The organism is Streptosporangium sp. NPDC004631 (assembly GCF_053601935.1).
Genome location: NZ_JBSGCR010000011.1, coordinates 1 through 21,287, shown reverse-complemented (window position 1 = coordinate 21,287; position 21,287 = coordinate 1). Strand labels below are relative to the sequence as shown.

15 protein-coding genes, 1 tRNA gene and 1 pseudogene are annotated in these 21,287 nt (G+C 69.7%); 7 read left to right on the top strand and 10 right to left on the bottom strand.

Annotated features, from left to right (window positions below; translation table 11 throughout):
* Positions 1-75 precede the first annotated feature (75 nt).
* Genes ACWEF2_RS13640 through ACWEF2_RS13625 form a run of 4 tightly spaced genes read left to right on the top strand, consistent with a single transcriptional unit; the run spans position 76 to position 5,390 of the window.
* On the top strand, positions 76-807 hold the full coding sequence (locus tag ACWEF2_RS13640) for a hypothetical protein (protein WP_453814985.1): 732 nt from the start codon (positions 76-78) through the stop codon (positions 805-807).
* The gene (locus ACWEF2_RS13635; protein WP_453814984.1) at positions 804-3,008 is read left to right on the top strand and encodes a hypothetical protein; all 2,205 of its coding nucleotides are present in this window, start codon (positions 804-806) and stop codon (positions 3,006-3,008) included. Before ACWEF2_RS13640 ends, ACWEF2_RS13635 begins: the two co-directional genes overlap by 4 nt.
* Positions 3,009-3,025: 17 nt before the next feature.
* The gene (locus tag ACWEF2_RS13630; RefSeq protein WP_453814982.1) at positions 3,026-4,018 is read left to right on the top strand and encodes a hypothetical protein; all 993 of its coding nucleotides are present in this window, start codon (positions 3,026-3,028) and stop codon (positions 4,016-4,018) included.
* Positions 4,011-5,390, top strand: coding sequence for a DUF4407 domain-containing protein (locus ACWEF2_RS13625; RefSeq protein ID WP_453814980.1), 1,380 nt, complete (start codon positions 4,011-4,013; stop codon positions 5,388-5,390). The genes ACWEF2_RS13630 and ACWEF2_RS13625 overlap by 8 nt, the downstream gene beginning before the upstream one ends.
* 215 nt (positions 5,391-5,605) lie before the next feature.
* On the opposite strand, the gene ACWEF2_RS13620 is transcribed toward ACWEF2_RS13625, so the two are convergent.
* From ACWEF2_RS13620 to topA, 6 genes are all read right to left on the bottom strand, one after another.
* Entirely contained in the window at positions 5,606-6,457 is an 852-nt protein-coding gene (locus ACWEF2_RS13620; RefSeq protein WP_453815270.1) for a PSP1 domain-containing protein, read from the bottom strand.
* Positions 6,458-6,872: 415 nt separating this feature from the next.
* Positions 6,873-8,027 (bottom strand): glycosyltransferase family 4 protein, encoded by a 1,155-nt coding sequence (locus tag ACWEF2_RS13615; protein WP_453814978.1) that lies wholly within the window; start codon positions 8,025-8,027, stop codon positions 6,873-6,875.
* Positions 8,024-8,770, bottom strand: coding sequence for a hypothetical protein (locus ACWEF2_RS13610; protein WP_453814976.1), 747 nt, complete (start codon positions 8,768-8,770; stop codon positions 8,024-8,026). The genes ACWEF2_RS13615 and ACWEF2_RS13610 overlap by 4 nt, the downstream gene beginning before the upstream one ends.
* A 475-nt stretch (positions 8,771-9,245) precedes the next feature.
* Positions 9,246-10,427 (bottom strand): DNA polymerase III subunit delta', encoded by a 1,182-nt coding sequence (locus tag ACWEF2_RS13605; protein WP_453814975.1) that lies wholly within the window; start codon positions 10,425-10,427, stop codon positions 9,246-9,248.
* Positions 10,428-10,448: 21 nt separating this feature from the next.
* Entirely contained in the window at positions 10,449-12,512 is a 2,064-nt protein-coding gene (gene tmk, locus ACWEF2_RS13600; protein ID WP_453814973.1) for a dTMP kinase, read from the bottom strand.
* Positions 12,513-12,690: 178 nt separating this feature from the next.
* On the bottom strand, positions 12,691-15,342 hold the full coding sequence (gene topA / locus ACWEF2_RS13595) for a type I DNA topoisomerase (RefSeq protein ID WP_453814971.1): 2,652 nt from the start codon (positions 15,340-15,342) through the stop codon (positions 12,691-12,693).
* Between topA and ACWEF2_RS13590 the strand changes: the two genes are divergently transcribed.
* Complete coding sequence (locus ACWEF2_RS13590; protein WP_453814969.1) at positions 15,269-15,685, top strand: DUF5703 family protein; 417 nt, start codon at positions 15,269-15,271, stop codon at positions 15,683-15,685. The genes topA and ACWEF2_RS13590 overlap by 74 nt on opposite strands.
* 178 nt (positions 15,686-15,863) lie before the next feature.
* Here the strand turns inward: ACWEF2_RS13590 and ACWEF2_RS13585 are convergent, their stop codons facing one another.
* The 3 genes from ACWEF2_RS13585 to ACWEF2_RS13575 all read right to left on the bottom strand — a co-directional run bounded on the left by ACWEF2_RS13585 (position 15,864) and on the right by ACWEF2_RS13575 (position 20,234).
* Entirely contained in the window at positions 15,864-17,966 is a 2,103-nt protein-coding gene (locus ACWEF2_RS13585) for a chaplin family protein (protein ID WP_453814967.1), read from the bottom strand.
* Positions 17,967-18,193: 227 nt separating this feature from the next.
* Positions 18,194-18,805, bottom strand: coding sequence for a hypothetical protein (locus tag ACWEF2_RS13580; protein ID WP_453815268.1), 612 nt, complete (start codon positions 18,803-18,805; stop codon positions 18,194-18,196).
* A 121-nt stretch (positions 18,806-18,926) separates the two neighbouring features.
* Positions 18,927-20,234 (bottom strand): M20/M25/M40 family metallo-hydrolase, encoded by a 1,308-nt coding sequence (locus ACWEF2_RS13575; RefSeq protein ID WP_453814965.1) that lies wholly within the window; start codon positions 20,232-20,234, stop codon positions 18,927-18,929.
* 181 nt (positions 20,235-20,415) lie between these two features.
* Here ACWEF2_RS13575 and ACWEF2_RS13570 point away from each other — a divergent pair.
* A tRNA-Leu gene (locus ACWEF2_RS13570) sits at positions 20,416-20,504 on the top strand.
* Positions 20,505-20,762: 258 nt separating this feature from the next.
* On the opposite strand, the pseudogene ACWEF2_RS13565 reads toward ACWEF2_RS13570, so the two are convergent.
* A pseudogene (locus ACWEF2_RS13565) lies at positions 20,763-21,005 on the bottom strand (transposase); the annotation flags it as partial.
* Between the two features lie 76 nt (positions 21,006-21,081).
* Here ACWEF2_RS13565 and ACWEF2_RS13560 point away from each other — a divergent pair.
* The coding region (locus tag ACWEF2_RS13560; RefSeq protein ID WP_453815267.1) for a transposase at positions 21,082-21,287 on the top strand (206 nt) is incomplete at its 3' end.

Genomic DNA, 21,287 nt, shown 5'->3' with positions numbered 1-21,287 from the left:
GTGGCCCTACGAGCTGCTCCATACTGATGGCTTCAGTCGGCATTGCTAACATCAGGCAAGAAACCGGAAACCCTTATGGAAAGCGACTACTTTCAACGCGCCCTCGTCATGTCGAGCGACCTGAGAGGCTACGGGCAGGGCAACGACAAGCGGCACGAGACCATGCAGCGGAACTTCATCGACCTCCATACGGCCGCCGCCACCGAGGCCGGGCTCAACCGCGAGGAGTGGGCGATCCAGCCGGAAGGCGACGGCGAGCTCGCGGTCCTGCCGGCGAGCGAGCCCGAACCCCTCGTCGTCGACCAGTACATGCGAGCGCTCCACCAGGGGCTCGTCCACCGTAACGACGCCCTGGCGCCCGAGGAGCGGTTCCGGCTCAGGGTGGCCCTCGCCTTCGGCACCGCCTATCCGTGCGTGAACGGATACGCCGGTCAGGCGCTGGTCGAGGCGAGCCGCCTGGTCTCCTGGAAGCCGCTCAAGCAGATCTTCAACGAGCGGGAGAAGGCGAATCTCGTCCTGATTCTCTCCCAGCGGGTTTTCGAGGACGTGGTGCTCCAGGGGCACACCTCCTACCGGGACACCGATTTCCGCCGCGTCGTGGTCCGCGAGAAGGAGTACTCCGGTCCCGCATGGATCTGGACCCCGGAGCTTGATCCCGAAACCCTGAAATGCCTCTCCGAACCGCCGGAGACGGCAGAAGGCCCGCGTAACGGCGGAATAAGCGTTTCCCAGCGGGCAGAAGTGATCACCAATATGAACGGACCCGTCGACGCGCGCCGGGCGAACTTCGGAATCAGCCGTACATGACGGCACCGTCCCCCCCTCAGAACGACGGGGCACGCCCCGGCGCCTCCGCCAGGCCCCAGCCGGACGGGCAACCGAGGAACGCTCCGAACGGACCCCCCGCCGAGAGCGCCGAGACCCCCGGGAACGCCGAGAGCGCCAAGAACGCCGGAGACGCCGAGAACCCCGGGAACGCCGAGAACCCCGGCAACGCGGCGAACGCGGCGAACGCGGGAAACGCCGAGAGCACGGACGACGACTTCAACGAGGACGCCCTCGGCCAGACGGCGACCGTGATCAACAACTTCTTCGCCGAGGTCAACGCGGAGAGGTCGTCCTTCGGCATAGCCGGCGGCCCGGGGACCCGTTCGATCTCGGGACGGCTCGACCAAAAAGACATCGAACGCGCGCTCAGGCACTTCGTCAGGCCCCCCGGCTTCGAGCGGGCCAGGGCGATCCTGCGTGAACGGCACCTGGTCGTCCTCGTCGGGAGCGAGGGCATCGGCAAGTGGACGAGCGGGGCGGCCCTCCTCACCGAGGTCAGGCTCATCCCGGACAAGGTCATCGTCTTCCCTCCCAACCGTGATCTGGACGGCCTGCTGTCCACCTCGTTCAAGAAGAACCGCGTCTACTTCATCCACGACTGGATCGAAGGCGACGTCGCGACGAGTGTGCGGCGCTTCACCCTCGACGCGCTGAGCGCCAAGCTGGTACAGGCGGAAGCCCATCTGGTGATCACTCTCAACCGTTCGGAGGCGCGCTCCGAGCTGGGAACGTTCGAAATCGGATGGGAGCCGCCGGACCCGCTGAGGCTGCTTGAGGCACACCTCGGCACGGGCCACCCGTTCCAGGGGGAGACCCACATCCGGGAGCACGTCTCCGGGCTGAGATCCCCCCGCCAGGTCGTCGAGATGGCCGAGCAGATGCGCAACGGCGCCCGGACGCCGGAGGAGATCCTGGCCGACCTGGGCGGCAGCACCGTCACCCAGTGGTTCGACCGCGAACCCAAGCGCTCCGAGGTCCTGGCCGTCGCCGCCCTCGCCTTCGCGTACGGCATGCCGGAACGCGTCTTCGAGCGCCTCCTGGTACAGCTGACCGGCATCGCGGACGAGGTCGAACGGCAGGGGGCCGAAGGCGAACGGCGTGCCATCGCGGAGGACCTGCCGCAGAGCCGGAGGCTGTGGAACAACGGGCATCCCCTGATCGCCGTATCGGCCGGGGAGGCCGGAGAGGCCGGAGAGGGAGAGCCCCGGCTCGTCTTCTCCGGCCTCCACCACCGCGAGCAGGTGATCGCACGGCTCTACCGTGACTACGGGTACCGGGTGCAGGAGCCGCTCCGCAGGTGGATCCGCGAGCTGGCCGAGGACCTGCCCGAGGTGCAGGTCCAGGTCGCGGCGGGCCTCGCCCTGCTCGCCCGGAGAAGACCGGGGGAGGTCGGGGAGTCGTTCCTTGAGCCCTGGGCCGGGGGGTCGGCCCAGCAACGGCTCGCGGCGGCCAGCACGCTGTCCATGATGTGCGTCGACGACACCACCGCGGCCATCGCCTTCGACACCGCTCTGGACTGGGTGGAGAACGCCGGGCAGCCGCAGGCCATGACCGCGGCGCTCGCCTTCGCGGGCGGTCTCTCGATCCGGTACCCGGCCGACACCGTGGACTGGCTCTGGTATCTGTCGCTGCGCGGCATCCGGGTGAGCAACGTCGCACAGCGGGCTCTGACGCTCATGTTCCAGGCGGCGGCCGAGCGGGACGACGAGGCGCTGACCGGGCTGCGGCTGCTCGCCAGGCACCTCGACCGCGACCTGAACCAGAGCATGGAGCCCCAGTTGGCCCGGCGGGCTCTGCAGGCCGTACTGAGGGTGCTGGAGTCCGACCGGCTGGAGCACGAGGAGCCGCTCATGGGCCGGCTGCTGCTCTCCCAACCGGCTAGCGCGGCGCCGATCGGCATGCTGTGGGCCTGGGCGCTGCACAACGCCTACCACCGTGCCGACGCCGTCCGCGCGCTGCGCCGTACTCTCCGGTATCTGCAGGACCAGGACGGCGGCACGGCCGCCGCGGACGCGCTCGGCCGGGCGGTGTGGTCCACCCTGCCCGAGGCCGCGGCGGTGCTGGTCAGGCGTGCCATCAGCCGCGCCTGCGCCGACCACCCCGCGCGGCGGGACTCCCCGCCGACCAAGGACATCGTCCTCGCCCTGCTCAACGCGGGCCCCCGCCGGAACCACCCATGACATTCAAGGAGACACCGATGCCCGCCTACAGCGGCTATCCGATCGTTGAGGAACGCCCTCTCCGACCTCCCCAGCGACGGCTGGGGCTCTTCGCCCGACGAAATCTCAACGAACTCCCCCAGCCCCAGGTGGGAACCGTTCTGGTCTTCGCGCTGAACGGCGGTTACAAGGCGTACACCGAAGGCCATCACCTCAAGGGGTCGGAGGAGGCCGTCGTGAAGGCGAGGTCGGTGAGCGTCGTCTACATGCGCAGCCGGCAGTTCACGCTCATCATCGAGATCCCCTCTCAGGACATGGGCTACCACTTCGCGGTGCAGGTGACCTTCACCTGCAAGGTGACCGACCCGGAGGCGGTCGTGGCCGCCGGGGTCGAGGACGCCTCAGGGGTCCTGGCCAACCATCTCCGCAACGACGCGCACCTCATGCAACTCGGCACGACGAGGCCGATCGAGGAGGTGCACCTGCTGTCCGTGGAGGTCACCAACCGGGTCCGGGCCTACCTGGAGTTCTGCCCGCCCCGGATCGACGGGCTTGAGGTCACCCTGGTCAACGTCGCCCTGCTCCCACCGAACGACATCCTCGTCCACGGCAAGCGGCTCAAGCGGCTCAAGTGGGAGAAGGAGGGCAAGGAACTGGAGTGGGCGATCGAGAACCAGGACGTGTCCCGGATCGAGAAGATCTTCAAGCGTGGAACGGAGGCCACCACGGCGTTCGGCGTCAGCCGTGAGCAGCTGATGATGACGGACGCCGTGGGCCTGACACGGGAGGCGCAGGAGCATCGGATGAAGTCCCTGTCCGAGCTGATCAACCGTCTGCCCGACGGGGCACTGGACTTCCTCCCCATCGACACGCACATGCTTATCAAAAGGGTCATGACCTCGGTCGTCGGAGACGACCCCTTCATCGAGGCGCCGAACAACGCCGAGCGGCTCGAACTCGGCGAGGGCAGACCGCGCCAGGACGGAGACGACGGCCCCCGCAGGGTGGGACTGGAGGACCTCGATGACTGAGAGGGCACCGGTCGGCAGACGCCCGGACACCCGGCGCCTCTCCCTCGGAAAACGGCTTGAGCTGGGAAGACGGCTGCGGATCCTCGCGGGGGCCGACGAGGGGATCCTCGATCAGGTGCCGCTGGAGCGGACCCGCTACGTCGGCCTCGGCGGTGTGGTGCTGGGCACGGCGGTCATCGCCGCGGTCTCCATGTGGTTCGCGCTGAGCCAGGTCCTGGGCGGCCCCCACATCGGGCTGCTCATCCCCACGGTGATCTGGCTGCTCATCGTGCTCAACCTCGACAGGTGGCTCGTCTCGACGGTGACCAGCATCTGGCAGCAGCGGGTCATGCTGCTGATCCCCCGGCTGCTCGTCGCCGGGGTGCTGGGCTTCATCCTCGCCGAGCCCCTGGTGCTGAGGGTGTTCGAGACCGCCGTGGTCCAGCATGTCGTCGACGGACGGCAGGCCGCCCTGAACAGCGAGCGGGACCTGCTGCTGGCGTGCAACCCGCAGACCCCGGGCGAGGCGCCGAAGAACCGGGAGTGCGGGAACGCCAGGCTGCTGGCCTCCGGAGCCGAGGCGGACGTGGCCAGGCTGAGTGAGCTGGAGAACGACGCCGAGAGGCTGCGGAAACAGATCAGAGCCGACAAGGCTCGGTCAGCCCGGCTGTTCGATCAGGCGACGGACGAGTGCCTGGGCCGCAAGACCGGCGTGACGAGCGGCCAGAGAGGCAACGGCCAGTTCTGCAGGCGGCTCACCAGGGAGGCGAAGGCGTCGAGCGGCCGTAGCGGGCTGCCCGAGAACCAGCGGACGCTCCGGTCTCTGGAGGACCGGATATCCGCGCTGCGCGGACCCCTGGCCGACAAGCAGGCCGACTTCGGGCAGCGGGTCGAGGCCAGGATCCAGGAGCGGCTGGCCGCGCTGCCCGGCAGGGACGACCCCGTCGGGCTGCTGGAGCGCATGCGGGCCCTGCACGAGATCACCATGGAGAACACCTACCTGTTCGCGGCGAGCTGGCTGTTCCGGATCTTCCTCGTCCTCATCGACTGCCTTCCCGTCCTCGTCAAGCTCATGGGCGGTACGACCGCCTACGACCGCATGGTGGACCAGGCGACCCGGACCCGGGAGAAGGTCCACGAGAAGCGTCTCCAGCTCGACGCGGACGCGCGGATAGGCGAGCTCGAACTCCAGGGGTACCGGGAGGCGGAGGAGCGCCGCAGGCAACGTCAGCTGATAGAGATCGCCGGCAAGGGCGCCGACGCCGAGGCGCGGACCACCGTGGAGAAGATGGTCAGGCAGCGGACCGAGGAGTTGCGCCGGCAGAGCGACGGCGAAGAACGGGTCAACGGCTCGCACCCGCGCGGCGACCTGCTGGCAAAGCGCTTCCGGTGAGCCTTCTCCCGGTCCCGTCTCCCGACCCCGACCCCGACCCCGATCCCGGTTCCCGGCTCCGTCCCGGCGCCCCCGGCCCGGGGCGGGGCGGGGTCTGGGCCGGAGAGCGCCGGGACCGTCAGGAGAGTGCCGGAGCATGCAGACCGTAACAGCAGGGGCGTAACGGTCTGTATGCCGAGGTGATCGCCCCTTTCCGGCGCTTGAAAGGGGTCCGGCTACTCCTCGGGGCCGCTCTCGGCGACCGTGACGGCTCCGCCGTACATCGTGTCGTGCTGTTTGCGGGGGGAGCAGACCGAGGCGGAGGGGCAGGCGCAGCGCCGCCCGCCGTCGTCCATGCGGACCACGACCGAGTCCGAGGGGACGTTCCGTCCCACCACGGTCCCGGACCCCTCCGGGGTGCCGACCTTCGCCCCGACCCGGGGCATCCTGCTGTGCGCTTCGACGTAGAGGGGGTGCTCGTACTTGAGGCAGCACATCAGCCGCCCGCACGCCCCGGCGATGCGCATCGGGTTGACCGGCAGGTCCTGGTCCTTGGCCATGCGCACGGAGACCGGCTCGAAATCCTTGAGAAAGGTCGCGCAGCACAGGTCACGGCCGCACGGGCCGATGCCGCCCTGCAGGCGTGCCTCGTCACGAGGCCCGATCTGGCGCAGTTCCACCCGGGCACGGAGGTTGCGGGCCAGGTCGCGGACGAGGGCCCGGAAGTCGACGCGCTGGGGGGCCGAGAAGTAGACCGTGTAGACGTTGTCCGCGTCGAGATAGTCGACGCCGACGACCTTCATCGGCAGCGTGTGCCGTCTGATCAGGCGTTTGGCGACGCTGCGGACCTCGGCACGCCGCCGTCTGTTGGTCTCGTCACGGGCCAGGTGCTCCTCGCCCGCGAGCCCCTCGCACACCGGCAGCCCGCCGATCTCCTCGCTCGTCCACTGCGGCGCCCAGACGCATTCGGCCACCTCGGGCCCGGCGTCGGTGGGCACGAGCACCTTGTCGCCGACCTTGGGGGTGTGGCCGCCGGGGTCGAGATAGTACAGCCGGCCGTAGCGGGTGAAGCTCACGGCCATGATCATGCTCATGTGGCTCCAAAACTGCTGGGGTACGGCTAGCGCCCACCCCGCCACCCTACGCGCGCGGACTACCCGGACACCACGGAGAACCCATGAGGGAACCACGGGAAGGCCATGGGGAGGCCACACGACAGGGCCTCAGCGGTACCGCGACGGAACCACGGCCCACCACGGTGTGATCCGTCCCGCTGAGGAGCCGGGCCACGGCGTTCCCGCCGCGGAGCCGGGCCGCCGGGTCCTGTCACGATCCGGACCTCGGCGCTCCGCCCCGGAATCAGATCACCTGAGGCCGGACCGGGGCCGCTCCCGCCGGCCCGGCACTCGCGTGGAGCACTCCCTCTCAGCACCTGAAGCGGGAGTTCCCCGCCACGACCGAGTGCGCCGAGCACCTCTGATCGACCACGTCCGGCGCATGGGTTCAGCGCACGAGTTCGGCGAAGGCCTTCTCCCAACGGTCTGCGATCATGGAGATGTCGTAGTTCCGGGCCGTTTCGACGGCGTTCCGCGCCATCTCGCGCCGCCCCTCGTCGTCTTCGATCATCTTGAGCAGCCCGGCGGCGAAGGCGTCCACGTCGTCGGGCGGGACCAGCAGCCCGTCGTGCCCGGAGGTGATGATCTCGCGGGGGCCGCGGGGGCAGTCGAAGCTCACCACCGGCACACCGCAGGCGAACGCCTCGATGATGGTCATGCCGAAGCCCTCGAAGCGGGAGCTGACCACGTGGATCGACGCCTTGGCGAACTCGCCCTCGATGTCGCCGGTCGGGCCCATGAACGTGACGTTGTTGTGCAGGCGCAGCTTGACGGCCAGCCTGAGCAGCTTTTCGGAGACCCGGCCCTCGCCGTAGATCCGCAGCCTCCAGTCCGGGCGTTCCCCGACCACCTGGGCGAACGCCTTCAGCAGCCGGTCGTACCCCTTGACCGGTACCAGGCGCCCGGCGGCCACCACGATCCGGTTCTCCTGCCTGGAGCGGGGGCGCGGCCCTCCGGCCAGCCCGTTGCCGATGGTGAACACCCGCGTGGGCGCCCGGTCGAGCATGTTCAGGTAGTCCCGCTCGTCGGCCTCGGTGAGGGTGACGAGCGCGTCCAGCCTCGGATACCACCGCCGGATCTCCGCGAAGATGCCGGGCTGGTGGGCCTCGAAGTGCAGATGCTCCTGGGCGATTGTCACGATCCTCTTGCGGGCGAACCTGGCGGCCATGATGTTCAGCCCGGCCCGGGTGGTGATCAGCACGTCGCTGCGGAGCCGTTGCAGCTCGCGCCTGAGCACCTCGTCGCTCCACGCGCTGAAGGAGGCGTAGGCACGTTCCTCGGGGTGGACGAGCGTGCTCTCCTGGCCGCTCAGCCGCTCAGCCCTCTTGGTGTACGGCCAGCGCACCCGGGCCCCCGGCCGCAGATCCACCAGCGAGCGCAGCCTGACCTTCGGTCCCAGCGGCAGGAAGGGCCGGTCCGCGTGCTGGAAGACGCTGATCACCTCGACGTCGTGCCGTTCGGACATCTCGGTGGCGAGGTCGAAGGTGGCCCGGATCGTGCCACCCATGCCGTAGGCGTTGAGGATCAGATAGGAGATCTTCACGAGCTCTCCTCCTCGACGGTGAACGCGACGGCCAGGCTGTCGGACTCGGTGTAGTAGGGCCGTACCCTCACCCGCTCCACATACTGGGCGGGGAAGCGCACTCTGGCCTTCTTGTCGGTGACGTCGTCGAGGCGGGCCGCCAGCGGCAGCCGTACCCCGCCGACCTCCGCGTGGAGGTCCCAGAAGACCCGCCGCCTGACCTGTGTCGCGGCCATCGGCGCGATCCGTACGCTGCCCTCGAAGCGCCGCCGGTGGAAGGCCGCCGGTCCGCTCACCGGTTCCGGCCCTCTCCTGGCCACGGCCACCAGCCTGGCCGGTCCGTCGATCGGCGTGCCGTAGGCGATCAGGCCCTCGACCTCGATCACCCCGTCGTCGGACTGGACTCCGGTCACCTCGACGTACGGCTTCACCTCCCGCACGGTCAGCCCGAGGGTCCCGCCGGAGGTGCGGAACGCCCGGATCTCCCGGGTTCGGGGGGTCTCGGCGTAGGCGAGCAACCCGTCCAGCGAGAATCCCGGATCGTCGGTGGCGAGGGGTTCGCCCCGGTGTGACGCCATCCAGATCCCGGCCCGCAGACCCGTGAGGTCGGCACCCTCTCGTTCCTCCCCGGTCTCGACGTTCCTCAGGACGATCTCTCCGTCGTCGGGCTCCGGCCACTCGACCCTCAGCGTGTCGTCGCTGGTCACCCGGCTGGTGACGGCTCGCCTTACCCCCGGCCCCATCACCCCGTGACGTGCTTCCATGCTGACCAAGCGTCCCCCGGTCCTTCTCTGCCCATCCCCGTAGAGCAGGACACTGTTCGGTAGTTTTATAACGAATGCAGCAAAATTCGCTGTGAATCCTAACGATGGCACTCATTCTTTGAGGGGCTTTAGCCAGGAATAGTTCCATTTAATGAGAAAACAGTATGTAGGGGCCGCTTGATGGGGACGGCACCCACCCCCTCACCAGCCGATATCCGAAATGTGCGGATCCTGGGAGTCCACCGGCCTGCGGTACCCGCCCGAGCCGACCGCACCGAGCTCCAGCCCCGCCGGACGAGAAGGCGCTCCTCCGTACCGTCCCCGCCGGCCGGAAGGGCACCGTGGCTACGAGGTCGCCCTCCCCGGCAGCACGGAGCCCCCCACCGGAGGCCGGCCGCGCGAGGGCGGCGGGTGTTCCCCCACTCACCGGACGTGGCGACGGAGCATCCCCGCGGCCACCGGAAGGGGAGAGAGGTCAGAGTCCGGGCTGCCGCAGCGAGATGGTCATCGCCTCGACGGCCATCTGCGGGTTGACGTTGGCCGACAGCCTCACGCGGCAGCGCATGATCGCGTCGATCCTGCGCAGGGTGTCCTCGGGGGTGGAGGAGGTGGCCAGGCCGTTCAGCTCGGCCCGGCGGTCCTCGTTGGCCAGCTCCACCGGCGCGCCGAACTGCACGGCCAGCACGTCGCGGTAGAAGGCCACCAGATCGAGCAGGGCGCCGTCGATGACGTCGCGCTTGGTCCGGGTGGCCCGGGACTTCTGCCGCTCCTCCAGCTCCTTGAGCGCTCCGGCCCCGCCCCGGATCAACCCCTTGTTGAGCCCCTTGCCCGAGGACCCCTCACCGTAGATCTGCCGCAGCTCGGAGATCTCGGACTCGTTCAGCAGCGAGGTGACCGCGGCGGCCTCCTCCTCCGCGGTCTTCACCAGCCGTTCGGCGGCCAGCACGCACTCCCCCACCCCGGTGAGGGACCGGGGGATGGAGAGCACCGCGTCGCGGCGCTTACGCGCGTCCTCGTCCAGCGCCAGCCTGCGGGCCCGGTCGATGTGCCCCTGAGCGGCCCTGGCGGCGAACTCCGCCACCGCCGGCGGGACGTTCTCCCGGGTGGCCAGCACATGGGCGACCGCGACGGCGGGCGGCGTGACGAGGGTGACCACCCGGCATCGGGACCTGATCGTGATCATCATGTCGTCCGGGGAGGGCGCGCAGAGCAGCCAGACCGTCTTCGGCGGCGGCTCCTCGATCGCCTTGAGCAGCGCGTTGGAGGCACCCTCGGTGGCGCGGTCGGCGTCCTCGAACAGCACGACGCGCCAGCGGCCCAGGGTCGGCGCGCCGGCCGCCCTGAGGATGAGCCTGCGGGTGTCCTTGACACCGTAGGAGAGTCCCTGCGGGCGGACGATCTCCAGGTCCGGATGGGAGCCGATCGCCACCTGATGGCACATGTCACAGTGGCCGCACCCCTGCTCGGAGCAGAACAGCGCGGCGGCGAACGCCCGCGCCGCCTCCTCCCTGCCGGATCCGGGCGGCCCGGTGAACAGCCACGCGTGGGTCATCCCCGCTCCACGCCCACCGGCCAGAAGCTCGGCCCCCGCCGCCGCGGCCCGGCGGAGCGTCACACCCGCCCGCTCCTGCCCCACAAGGTCATCGAAGACTCCCACGTCCTCAACCTACCGCCGGGATCAGTCGCGGATGACGGGGATGGTCCCGGTGGCGTCCTCCGACTCGTGCGGCACCGGGTCGGGCAGGAGCTCACGCATCCGGTCGTGGATGAGCAGGGAGATCTGCTCCTGCGGGAGCGTCCCGTCGACGACCTGGTAGCGCTCCGGCTCGGCTGCGGCCAGCGCGCGGAACTCGCGGCGCACCCGCTCGTGGAACTCCAGCGGCTCGGCCTCGATCCGGTCGACGGCACCGCCGAGCCGGGCCAGCCCGATGGACGGCGGGGTGTCGATGAGCACGGTCAGGTCGGGGACGAGCCCGCCGGTGGCCCAGTTGTTGATCTTCACCATGTCCGCCGGATCCAGTGCCCGGCCAGCCCCCTGGTAGGCCAGCGAGGAGTCGACGTACCGGTCGGAGATCACCAGCGCCCCCCGGTGGAGGGCCGGCCGGATGACCTTCTCCACGTGCTCGGCCCGGTCGGCCGCGTACAGCAGTGCCTCGGAGCGGGCCGACAGCCCCTGGTGCACGGCGTCCAGCAGGATCGCGCGCAGCCGCATCCCCACCTTGGTCGAGCCCGGCTCCCGGGTCTGCACGACGTCGAACCCCTGGTCCCTGAGCCAGATCGCGAGCAGCCTGGACTGGGTGGTCTTGCCCGACCCCTCGCCGCCCTCGAACACGACGAACAGCCCGCGCGGCTGCTCGTCCTCCTCCGGCGTGAAGCGCTCGCCGCGCACCGCCGCGAGCAGGTCGACGAAGATCGACACGCCTTCGCGGTCGTCCATGTGCCGCAGCGCGAGGAACCCGACGACCACCGCGAGCAGCGCGCCGATCAGCAGCACCAGGTTGGAGCCGTCGAACACGTAGACCGTCTCCTGGCGGAGCCTGATCTCGTGCCTGCCGAACAGGCCGGCCAGCGTCGGCGCGACCGCGACGACCAGCAGCAGGGTGACCCGAGCGAGCGACTGCAGGAAGGAGAACGTACGGCCGCGCAGCCTGTCCTCCACCTCCAGGCCGATCATGGTGTAGCCGATGATCCAGGCGATCCCGGCGCACGCCCCGAGGACGACGGTGAGCATGACGACGATCACCAGGTTGTGGACGACCGCGATCGCCGCGAGCACCACCCCGGCCACCAGGATCGACAGCCCGAACAGCCTGCGCCGGGAGAGCTCCCGCAGCAGCCTGAGCCCGAAGAACATGCCGGACGCCATGCCGACGAAGACCGCCCCGAACACCACACCGTAGGCCGCGTCGCCGCCGCCCAGCTCCTGCACGTAGAGCTTGGCCACACCGACCACCGCGCCGCCGGCCGCGAACGCGCCGAGCATGCCGATGATCAGACCCCGGATCAGCCGGTCGCCGCCGACGAACCGCCAGCCGTCGACGATCTGCCGCAGCACCGAAGGCGTGGAGATCGCGGTGGCCGGGGCGGTCTTCGGGATGTCCTTGAGCGTGAAGATGATGACGGCGGACGCCAGATACGCGAGGGCGTTGATGAACAGCGCCAGGTAGGTCTCCCGGCCGGCGAGGTACGGGATGAAGTTGCTCAGGGCGTCGTCCGCGACCGACAGCACCGCGAACAGCAGCGCGGCGATCGGAGCCGTGCCGTACGTGACCAGGAGGTTGAGCTGGTTGGCCTCCTCCAGCCGCTCCTTGGGCACCAGGTTGGGCACCGTGGCGTCCTTGGCGGGGACCCAGAAGAGGTTGACGCACTCGACCAGGAAGGTGGCGACGATCACCCACTGGTAGTTGCCGATCAGCGGGATCGACAGGACCAGCGCGAAGCGCGACAGGTCGGCGAAGAACATCGTCAGCCGGCGGTCGAACCGGTCGGCGAACGCGCCCGCGAGCGGGCCCAGCAGGACGGCCGGGAGCATCTTCGCCACGAAGACACCGCCGATGGCCAGGCTCTGCGCCTTGTAGCCCGCGCCCGCGGTGAGGTTACCCGCGAGGGCGGTCAACGCGATGATGTTGAGCCAGTCCCCGAGACTGCACACCGACATGGCCGTCCACAGCTTGCGGAACGGCGGGTTGGCCAGCACGTGGGGGGGCTTGCGACGCGCGGTGTTCCGGCCAGGGGTGGTCATGATGTCAGAGTATCCAGGTGCTCGCCGGACTGGGGAGAACACGGGTCAGGCGGATATGCCCGGCCGCTCGTCGCACGAGGGTACCGCATGGGGGTAATACGTCCGGTCCGTCCCCGCGGCGGGCACGCCGGACGACAGGCCCCCGGGGCCGGGACGCGTCCCGGCCCCGGGGGGACCGTCAGGCCTTGGCCTTCGCCCGGGGGGCTGCGCGCTTCTTGGGCGCCGGGCCGCGAGCGCGGCGGTCGGCGAGAAGCTCGGCGGCGCGCTCGGTGGTGATCTGCTCGACCTCGTCGCCCTTGCGCAGCGAGGCGTTGGTCTCACCATCGGTCACATACGGGCCGAAACGCCCCTCCTTGACCACGATCGGCTTACCGGAGACGGGGTCCACGCCGAGCTCGCGCAGCGGCGGCACCGCGGCGGCGCGACCCCGGCCCCGGGCCTTGGGCTGGGCGAACAGCTCCTTGGCCTGCTCCAGCGTGACCGTGAACATCTCCTCCTCCGACGCCAGCGAGCGCGAGTCGGTGCCCTTCTTCACGTAGGGCCCGAACCTGCCGTTCTGCGCCGTGACCTCCTGGCCCTCGATCTCCCCGAGCCGCCTGGGCAGCGACAGCAGCTTCAGCGCGTCCTCAAGGGTGATGGTGTCCAGGGACATCGACTTCAGCAGCGACCCGGTACGCGGCTTGGCCGCCTCGGCCTTCTTGGTCTTCTTCTTGCCCTCGGCCGGAGGCTCCTCGGAGAGGATCTCGGTCACGTACGGGCCGTAGCGGCCGTCCTTGGCCACGATCAGGTTGCCGGTGACCGGATCCTTGCCCAGCTCCCGGCCGCCCGTCGGGCGGGAGAACAGCTCCTCGGCCATCTGGGCGGTGAGCTCGTCGGGGGCCAGATCCTCGGGCACGTTCACCCGGGCGCCGTCGCGATCCAGGTAGGGGCCGTACCGGCCCACCCGGATCATGATGTCGGTGCCCCGGATCGCGAAGGAGCTGATCTCCTTGGCGTCGATCTCGCCGAGGTCGCTGACCAGCTCCTTCAGGCCCTCGTCACCCTCCTCGCCGAAGTAGAAACGGCGCAGCTCGGGCACCCGCTCCGCCCGGTCGTTGGCGATGTCGTCGAGGACCTTCTCCATGTCGGCGGTGAAGTCGTAGTCGACGAGGTGCCCGAAGTGCTGCTCCAGCAGGTTGACCACCGCGAACGCCAGGAAGGACGGCACCAGGGCCGTGCCCTTCTTGAACACGTAGCCGCGGTCCAGGATCGTTCCGATGATCGAGGCGTAGGTCGAGGGCCGCCCGATCTCCCGATCTTCCAGTTCCTTGATGAGCGAGGCCTCGGTGTACCGCGCGGGCGGCTTGGTGGCGTGCGCCAGCACGTTGAGCTCGGCGGCGGTGAGACGGTCGCCCTCGGCCAGGTTGGGCAGGCGCTTCTCGGAGTCGTCACGGTCGGTGGACGGGTCGTCCGCGCCCTCGACGTACGCCTTGAGGAAGCCGTGGAAGGTGATGGTCCTGCCGGTGGCGGAGAACTCGGCCTGCTCGCCCGAGCTGGAGGCGCCGGTCACCTTGACGCTGACCGACTCGCCGACCGCGTCCTTCATCTGGGAGGACACGGTCCGCTGCCAGATCAGCTCGTACAGCCGGAACATGTCACCGCTCAGCCCGGTCTCACCGGGCGTGCGGAACTCCTCACCCGACGGGCGGATCGCCTCGTGCGCCTCCTGGGCGTTCTTGACCTTGCTGGCGTAGGCGCGCGGCTTGTCGGGCACGTACGCCGCGCCGTACAGCTTGATGGCCTGGCTGCGGGCGGCGGCGACGGCGGTCTCCGAGAGCGTGATGCTGTCGGTCCGCATGTAGGTGATGAAGCCGTTCTCGTACAGCCGCTGGGCGACCTGCATCGTGGACTTCGCCGAGAAGCCGAGCTTCCGGCTGGCCTCCTGCTGCAGGGTGGTCGTCCGGAAGGGCGCGTACGGCTTACGCGTGTACGGCTTACGCTCGACCGAGGTGACCCTGTAGGCCGTCCCGGCCAGCCGGCCGGCCAGCGCCCGCGCCGCCTGCTCGTCCAGGTGGAGCAGGTCGGCGTTCTTGAGCACGCCGTTGCTCGCGAAGTCACGGCCCTGGGCGACACGCCTGCCGTCCACACCGGTCAGCGCGGCGGCGAACTCGTGCGGGAACTCGTCGCGCCCGGTGTCGAACAGCGCCTGCAGGTCCCAGTAACTCGCGCTGGTGAACGCCAGCCGCTCGCGCTCGCGCTCCACGACCAGCCGGGTCGCCACCGACTGCACGCGCCCGGCGGACAGGCGGGGCTTGACCTTCTTCCACAGGACGGGGCTGACCTCGTAGCCGTAGAGGCGGTCGAGGATGCGGCGGGTCTCCTGGGCGTCCACCAGACGCAGGTTCAGGGCGCGTGGATTGGCCACCGCCTCCTGGATCGCCCGCTGGGTGATCTCGTGGAAGACCATGCGGTGGACCGGCACCTTGGGGTTGAGCACCTCGCGGAGATGCCAGGCGATCGCCTCGCCCTCCCGGTCCTCGTCCGTGGCCAGATAGAGCTCGTCGGCGTCCTTGAGCAGCTGCTTGAGCTTGCTCACCTGCGCCTTCTTGTCGGCGTTGACGACATAGAGGGGCTCGAACTCATGATCCACATTGACGCCCAGGCGGGCCCAGGACTTGCCCTTGTACTTCTCAGGGATGTCATCGGCCTTCTCCGGGAGGTCGCGAATATGTCCAATGCTGGACTCCACGACGTAGCCGCGGCCGAGGTACCCAGCGATGGTCTTCGCCTTGGAAGGCGACTCGACGATCACCAGGCGGGTTCCGCCGGCGTTGCCGTTCTTGGCTGGCACGCTGCTTCCTACCTCGCTGTTCGCATTCGTTCCCCGGTTACTTCCCCTCGGGTTACCCGATCTGGATCGGGCACACTCCCAAGTAAAGCCGCAAGGACGCACAATAAAGCCCTATGAGGGCCGACGTTCCCCAGCCCACCTTCGGAGACTAATCGCTGTGGTCGACTACTCCTACTTGGTTCTCCATCTTCCGCGCGGCACCTCCCGGGACGTTGCCCGGAGGATACTGACCGAACACGCAGAATACGGCGGCTGGGAACTCGACCGTCTGCGACTGTATCCCGACGGCCGCAGGGACGTTCGACTGCGTCGCAAGATCATACGTGTGAGCAGGACGTTGTGACCCCGGACATGGCTTTGCCCGCCCCGGGCCGCGCCCCCGGAACGGGCAAAGCTTCTCCACCTCACCGGGCGAGCGAAGGCCGCGGCGCGCAGCCACGACCTTCGGTCTCAACGGGCGAGGCGTCTATGCGTCTCCCTCGGAAAATCCGAGGAGACATGACTGGAGAGTGACCAACGTCTTACTTCTTGGCGAGCCGAATGCGACGGCCGGCCGCGAACAGGGTGGCGGAGGCCGCGGCCATGGCACCGAGCACGAGGGCGAACAGCGAGCCGATGTTCATCCCGGTCACACCGACGGGCTGAGCGGCGCTCATCAGGCCGAGGCCGCCGAGCGGGGTGGAGGAGACCAGGCCCTTCACGGAGCCCAGGTCGGTGGCCGAGTTCAGGTCGGTCAGGGAGTCCAGGTCCGCCGCGGAGTTCAGGTCGGTCACGGCGCCCAGCGCGGAGCCGGCCTTCCGCGCCGGGGGCCGGCCGCCCCGGGAGGGCGCCGGGGCCTGGGCTCCGTGGGAGAGCAGGGTCTTGGCCCCCCGGCCCTGAGCAGCGGGCAGGGCCGGGAGGGCGGGCAGGTCCGCCATGTCCCGCACGTCGCCGACGACGGGCAGGGCCGGGAGGGCGGAGCCACCCGCCTGCCCGGTCAGGCCGCCCACGCCGTTGGCCCCGTTGCGGGCCGGGACGACGGGGAGCGCCGACATCAGGCCGCTGGTCCTGTTCCTACGGGGGATCCCGGCCCAGTGGCCGCGACGCGGCCCGTCCGAGCCGACCTGGGAGCCGCCGAGGCAGCCCGCGGCGGCGTCACCCAGGGCGGCGACCGAGTTGCCGCAGGCGTTGACCGGCGCGGTGATCGGCGCGACCACCTGGTTACCACCCAGCACCGAGGACCTACCCGAGGTGACGTTGCCACCCGCGCCGCCCGCGACCCCGCCGCCGCCCCGGGAGCTCGTGACGGAGGCGCCGCCCTTGCAGCCCGCCTCGGACCGGCCCAGCACCGCGACCGCGTTGCCGCAGGCGTTGACCGGGGCCGTGATCGGCGCGACCACCTGGTTACCACCCAGCACCGAGGACCTGCCCGAGGTGGTGTTACCACCCGCGCCACGGCCGGATCCGCCGTTCACCACGGACGCCCCGCCCTTGCAGCCGGCGAAGGCGCCACCGGCGACCGCCACGGCGTTGCCGCAGACGTTGACCGGGGCCGTGATCGGCGCGACCACCTGGTTACCACCCAGCACCGAGGACCTGCCCGAGGTGGTGTTACCACCCGCGCCGCCACCGGACCCCGTGTCCACGACGGACGGGCTCCCCTCGCACCCCGCCTCGGCGTGGCCGATCGCGTTACCGCAGGCGTTGATCGGCAGGTTGACGGGAGCGATCACCTGGTTGCCGCTACCCGCACCGAAGCGGCCGTCGGTGTCGTTGCCGGTCGAACCGGGACGCGGGCCGTGCCCACCGTGGCCACCGTGTCCGCCGTGGTAACCGGGCCGCTCCGGCCAGCCGGGCCCACCGGGACGGCCGGGCTCACCGGGACGGCCGGGCTCACCGGGGACGTGGGCGCCGCCCTTGCACCCCGAGAAGGCCCCGCCGAGAACCGCGACCGAGTTGCCGCAGATGTTGATCGGCGCCGTGATCGGCGCGACCACCTGGTTACCACCCAGCACCGAGGACCTGCCCGAGGTGGTGTTACCACCCGCGCCGCCACCGGACCCGCCGCCCCGGGGACCCGTGACGGAGGCGCCGCCCTTGCAGCCCGCCTGGGACCCGCCCAGCACCGCGACCGCGTTGCCGCAGGCGTTGATCGGCGCGGTGATCGGCGCGACCACCTGGTTACCGCCCAGGATGCTGTGGTCACCGCTCGTACGGTTGCCACCGGCACCGCCACCACCGCCGCGACCGGTCTTCTTGACCGAGGCGCCGCCCTTGCAGCCCGCCTCGGACCCGCCGAACAGCGACAGCGCGTTGCCGCAGGCGTTGACCGGAGCGGTGATCGGCGCGGTGACCTGGTTGCCGCCGAGGATGGACGAGTTACCGGAGGTCTTGCCCTGGACGCCCGAGCCGCCACCGGAGTTCTCGACGGAGGCGCCCCCCTTGGACGACCCGGTCGCCCCGCCCGCGACACCGACGGCGTTGCCGCTGATGTCGATCGGCAGGGTGATCGGGATGCTGATCTGGTTGCCTCCGGCGATCGAGCCGTCGCCGGAGGTGTCGGCGAGAGCCGTACCACTGCCCATGGACATGACACCCAGCGCCAGCAGTGCTGCGGGAGCCGTACCCTTAACCCACGTACGCATGATTTATGCTCCTAGCGATCCTTTTTAGGGGGAACCTGACATCTCGTGACCGGCGCGAAGGCATGCGAGGTCCTGACGAGCACCCGCACAGCGGATGCCTCGACGATCGTCACGAGGAATGTGAAACTGCCCATCCATTGACGGAGCGGCCCCCCGCAGAGGGGGTCAAGGCTCGCTCCGTGACCGGCGGGCTCGTCGGAGAGACGAGGCCGATCCGTGGGACGGGGTCAGTCGGGAGAGAAAGAAGGGTCGTCCGCCGCTGTGCGGACGACAGGGGGAAGCACGCACGCCTGCGGGGCGCACTGCGCCATCAACCACGGGTCGTAGACAAACCGCGCGACATCCCCCACACCCGGCCCTGAAAAGCCGGATCCACCACTGGTCTGGGGCACGAACCCATTGCCGCCAGAACTGTGGTCGGCGGTCGTCGGCGCCGGGAATCCCGGCTTCGAATGACTGGTGAGCCCGTCCACACCCCGCCCCGCCATGGCCTCGGCGTTGCCCGACGCCGACAGCCGGTCGCTGTCCGTGGGGAAGACATCGGCCTGGAAGGCCGATCCGGCAGCGGCGGAGCCGGGAACGGCGGAGCCGGCCACTCCTGTCACCGCGGTGGTGTCCGCGGCCGCCGGAGCGGCGCCGAGGAGTCCGAAGACGACGGCGAGCAGCCATCCCGCGGCCAGCAGGCCGCCGATCGCGAAGACTCGCCTGACGATCCGCCGGGCGTCGGCCGCGAACCGCGCCGTCCGGACGCCCCGGACGGAAACGGCGTCGTCAGCGGAGACCGTTCCGGGCACGTGCCGAACAGCGGGCGAAGACGCCCCCCACTGCTCCTGCGGCATGCGTGCCACGTAACCTCCCCGAAGCTCCCGGTCGAGCCTGCCTGAGCAGAGCCCAACCGCTCAACGGAGAGTTACGCTAGCACTACGCCGAGTCAATGTGACAGGTTTCCGAAAGAACCCCTCAGCAGTCGTCCAGGAAGCGGTCAAGCACCCGGACCCCGAACCGGAGCGAATCCACCGGCACCCGCTCGTCCACCCCATGGAACATCCCGGAGAAGTCCAAGTCCGCCGGAAGCCTCAGCGGCGCGAACCCGAACCCGCGCATACCCAGCGTGCTGAACGCCTTCAGGTCCGTGCCCCCCGACAGGGTGTACGGCACGGCGAGCGCGCCCGGGTCCTCGGCGAGGAGCGCGTCGGCCATCGCCCGCACCAAAGGCCCGTCGAACCCCGTCTCGATGGCGACGTCGTGGTAGACGAACTCCCTGGTCACATTGGGCCCGAGCAGCTCGTCGAGGGTCTGGAAGAACTCGTCCTCATACCCGGGCAGGAACCGGCCGTCCACGTGGGCCGTCGCGGTCTGCGGGATCACGTTGGCCTTGTAACCGGCGTCCAGCATCGTGGGGTTGGCGGTGTTGCGCAGCGTGGCGCCGATCATGCGGGCCAGCGGGCCCAGCTGGGCCACGGTCGCCTCGGGGTCGTCCGGGTCGAGTTCGAGGCCCAGCGCCCCGGAGGTCTCGGCGAGGAAGGTCTCCACCGTCCGCGTCAGCCGTATCGGCCACTCGTAACGCCCGACGCGGCCCACCGCCTCGGCCAGCTCGGTGACGGCGTTCTCGGCGTTGAGCATGGAGCCGTGCCCGGCCCGGCCGGCGGCGGTCAGCCGCATCCAGGCGATGCCCTTCTCCGCCGCCTCGATGAGATAGAGCCTGCGCGTCTCGTCGATGGAGACGCTGAACCCGCCGACCTCGCCGATCGCCTCCGTGCACCCGTCGAACAGGTCCTTGTGCTCGGTGGCCAGCCACTGCGCGCCGTACCTGCCACCGGCCTCCTCGTCGGCGGTGAACGCCAGCACCACGTCCCTCGGCGGGCGTCGCCCCTCGCTGAGCCGCTGGCGGACCACGGCCAGGATCATCGCGTCCATGTTCTTCATGTCGACCGCGCCCCGCCCCCAGACGCAGCCGTCGGCGATCTCCCCGCCGAGCGGGTGCATGGTCCAGTCGCCGGCGTCGAAGGGCACGACGTCGAGGTGACCGTGGAGGAGCAGCGCGTCACGAGAGGGGTCCTCCCCCGCGATTCGGGCGACCACGTTGGCCCGGCGGCTGTCCGACTCCAGGATCCGCGGCTCCAGCCCGACCTCGGCCAGCTTCTCGGCCACGTACTCCGCCGCGGCCCTCTCCCCGGGACCGGTGTTGTCGCCCGCGTTGGTCGAGTCGATGCGGATCAGATCACGGCACAGCCCCGTGACCTCGTCCTCACCATTGAGCCTGGTCATCGCAACTCCCTGAGATCGGTACGGCTTGAGGATCGGTACGGCTTGCGCCTCCCATCCTGCCGTCGCCCCCCTCTCTCGGCACCCCCTCCGAGCGGGGTCTCTTACCGATATGACGCGGGCTCAAGAGTTTGCTAACCTGAGTCCGCCGACGCGGGATGACGGTCCCGCGTGCAGGCACCAAGTCCGGGTGGCGGAATAGGCAGACGCGCTAGCTTGAGGTGCTAGTGCCCTTTGCGGGGCATGGGGGTTCAAGTCCCCCCTCGGACACCAGGGAATCCCTGAGTTTCGGCAGGTCAGAGACTCAGGGGTTTTTCATATTCGCCCCCAAAATGGGCTCCTGATACTGCTCTGATACTTCCGGTCTTTAGCCTCGATCTTTCATGATCTTCGTGTGGTCGGCTGGTGTCTTCGGCTGAGGGGTGATTTCGCTTCCTGGTCAGCGTGATAGCCCGGCTGTCGTGCCGGGTGGACGGGGTTCCACCAGCCCGTTGCTCTCCTTTCTTGGTCGGTGGAACGGCTTGGTGCTGGTCAGGGCGGCGCGGGCAGGGCTTGTAGCCGGGTGACGGCGGCGACGGTCTGTGCGGCCCAAGGCCAGTGAGCGGCGATGCGTAGCCAGAGCCGCCGACCACCGCGGATCAGGCGCCCGGCGACGGAGAACAAGCGCAGTCTCAGCCGTTTGGGCTCCCAGCGGCGAGCGGGACCCTGCAGAGCGAGCATCTGCATCCAGGCCATGAGGTCGCAGGCCAGCGCGACGATCTCGCACCAGATCTGGGGGCCCTCTCCCCAATGTGTGGACACCTTGAGTGCCGGATGATGGACATCCGGAGGCAAGGAGTTCCACGTGGCGATGAAGTCGTATCCGCCGGAGTTCAAGGCGGACGCCATCGAGCTGTACCTGTCTGACCCGGCACGGACGTACGCGTCGGTGGCCCGGGACCTGGGCATCAACCGCGAGACACTGCGCCTGTGGGTGAAGGAGGCCCGCGCGAACGGCGCCGCCGGGGCGAAGAAGGCGGCCCCGGCAAAGAGGCCGGCGAGCGGCCCGCTATCGTC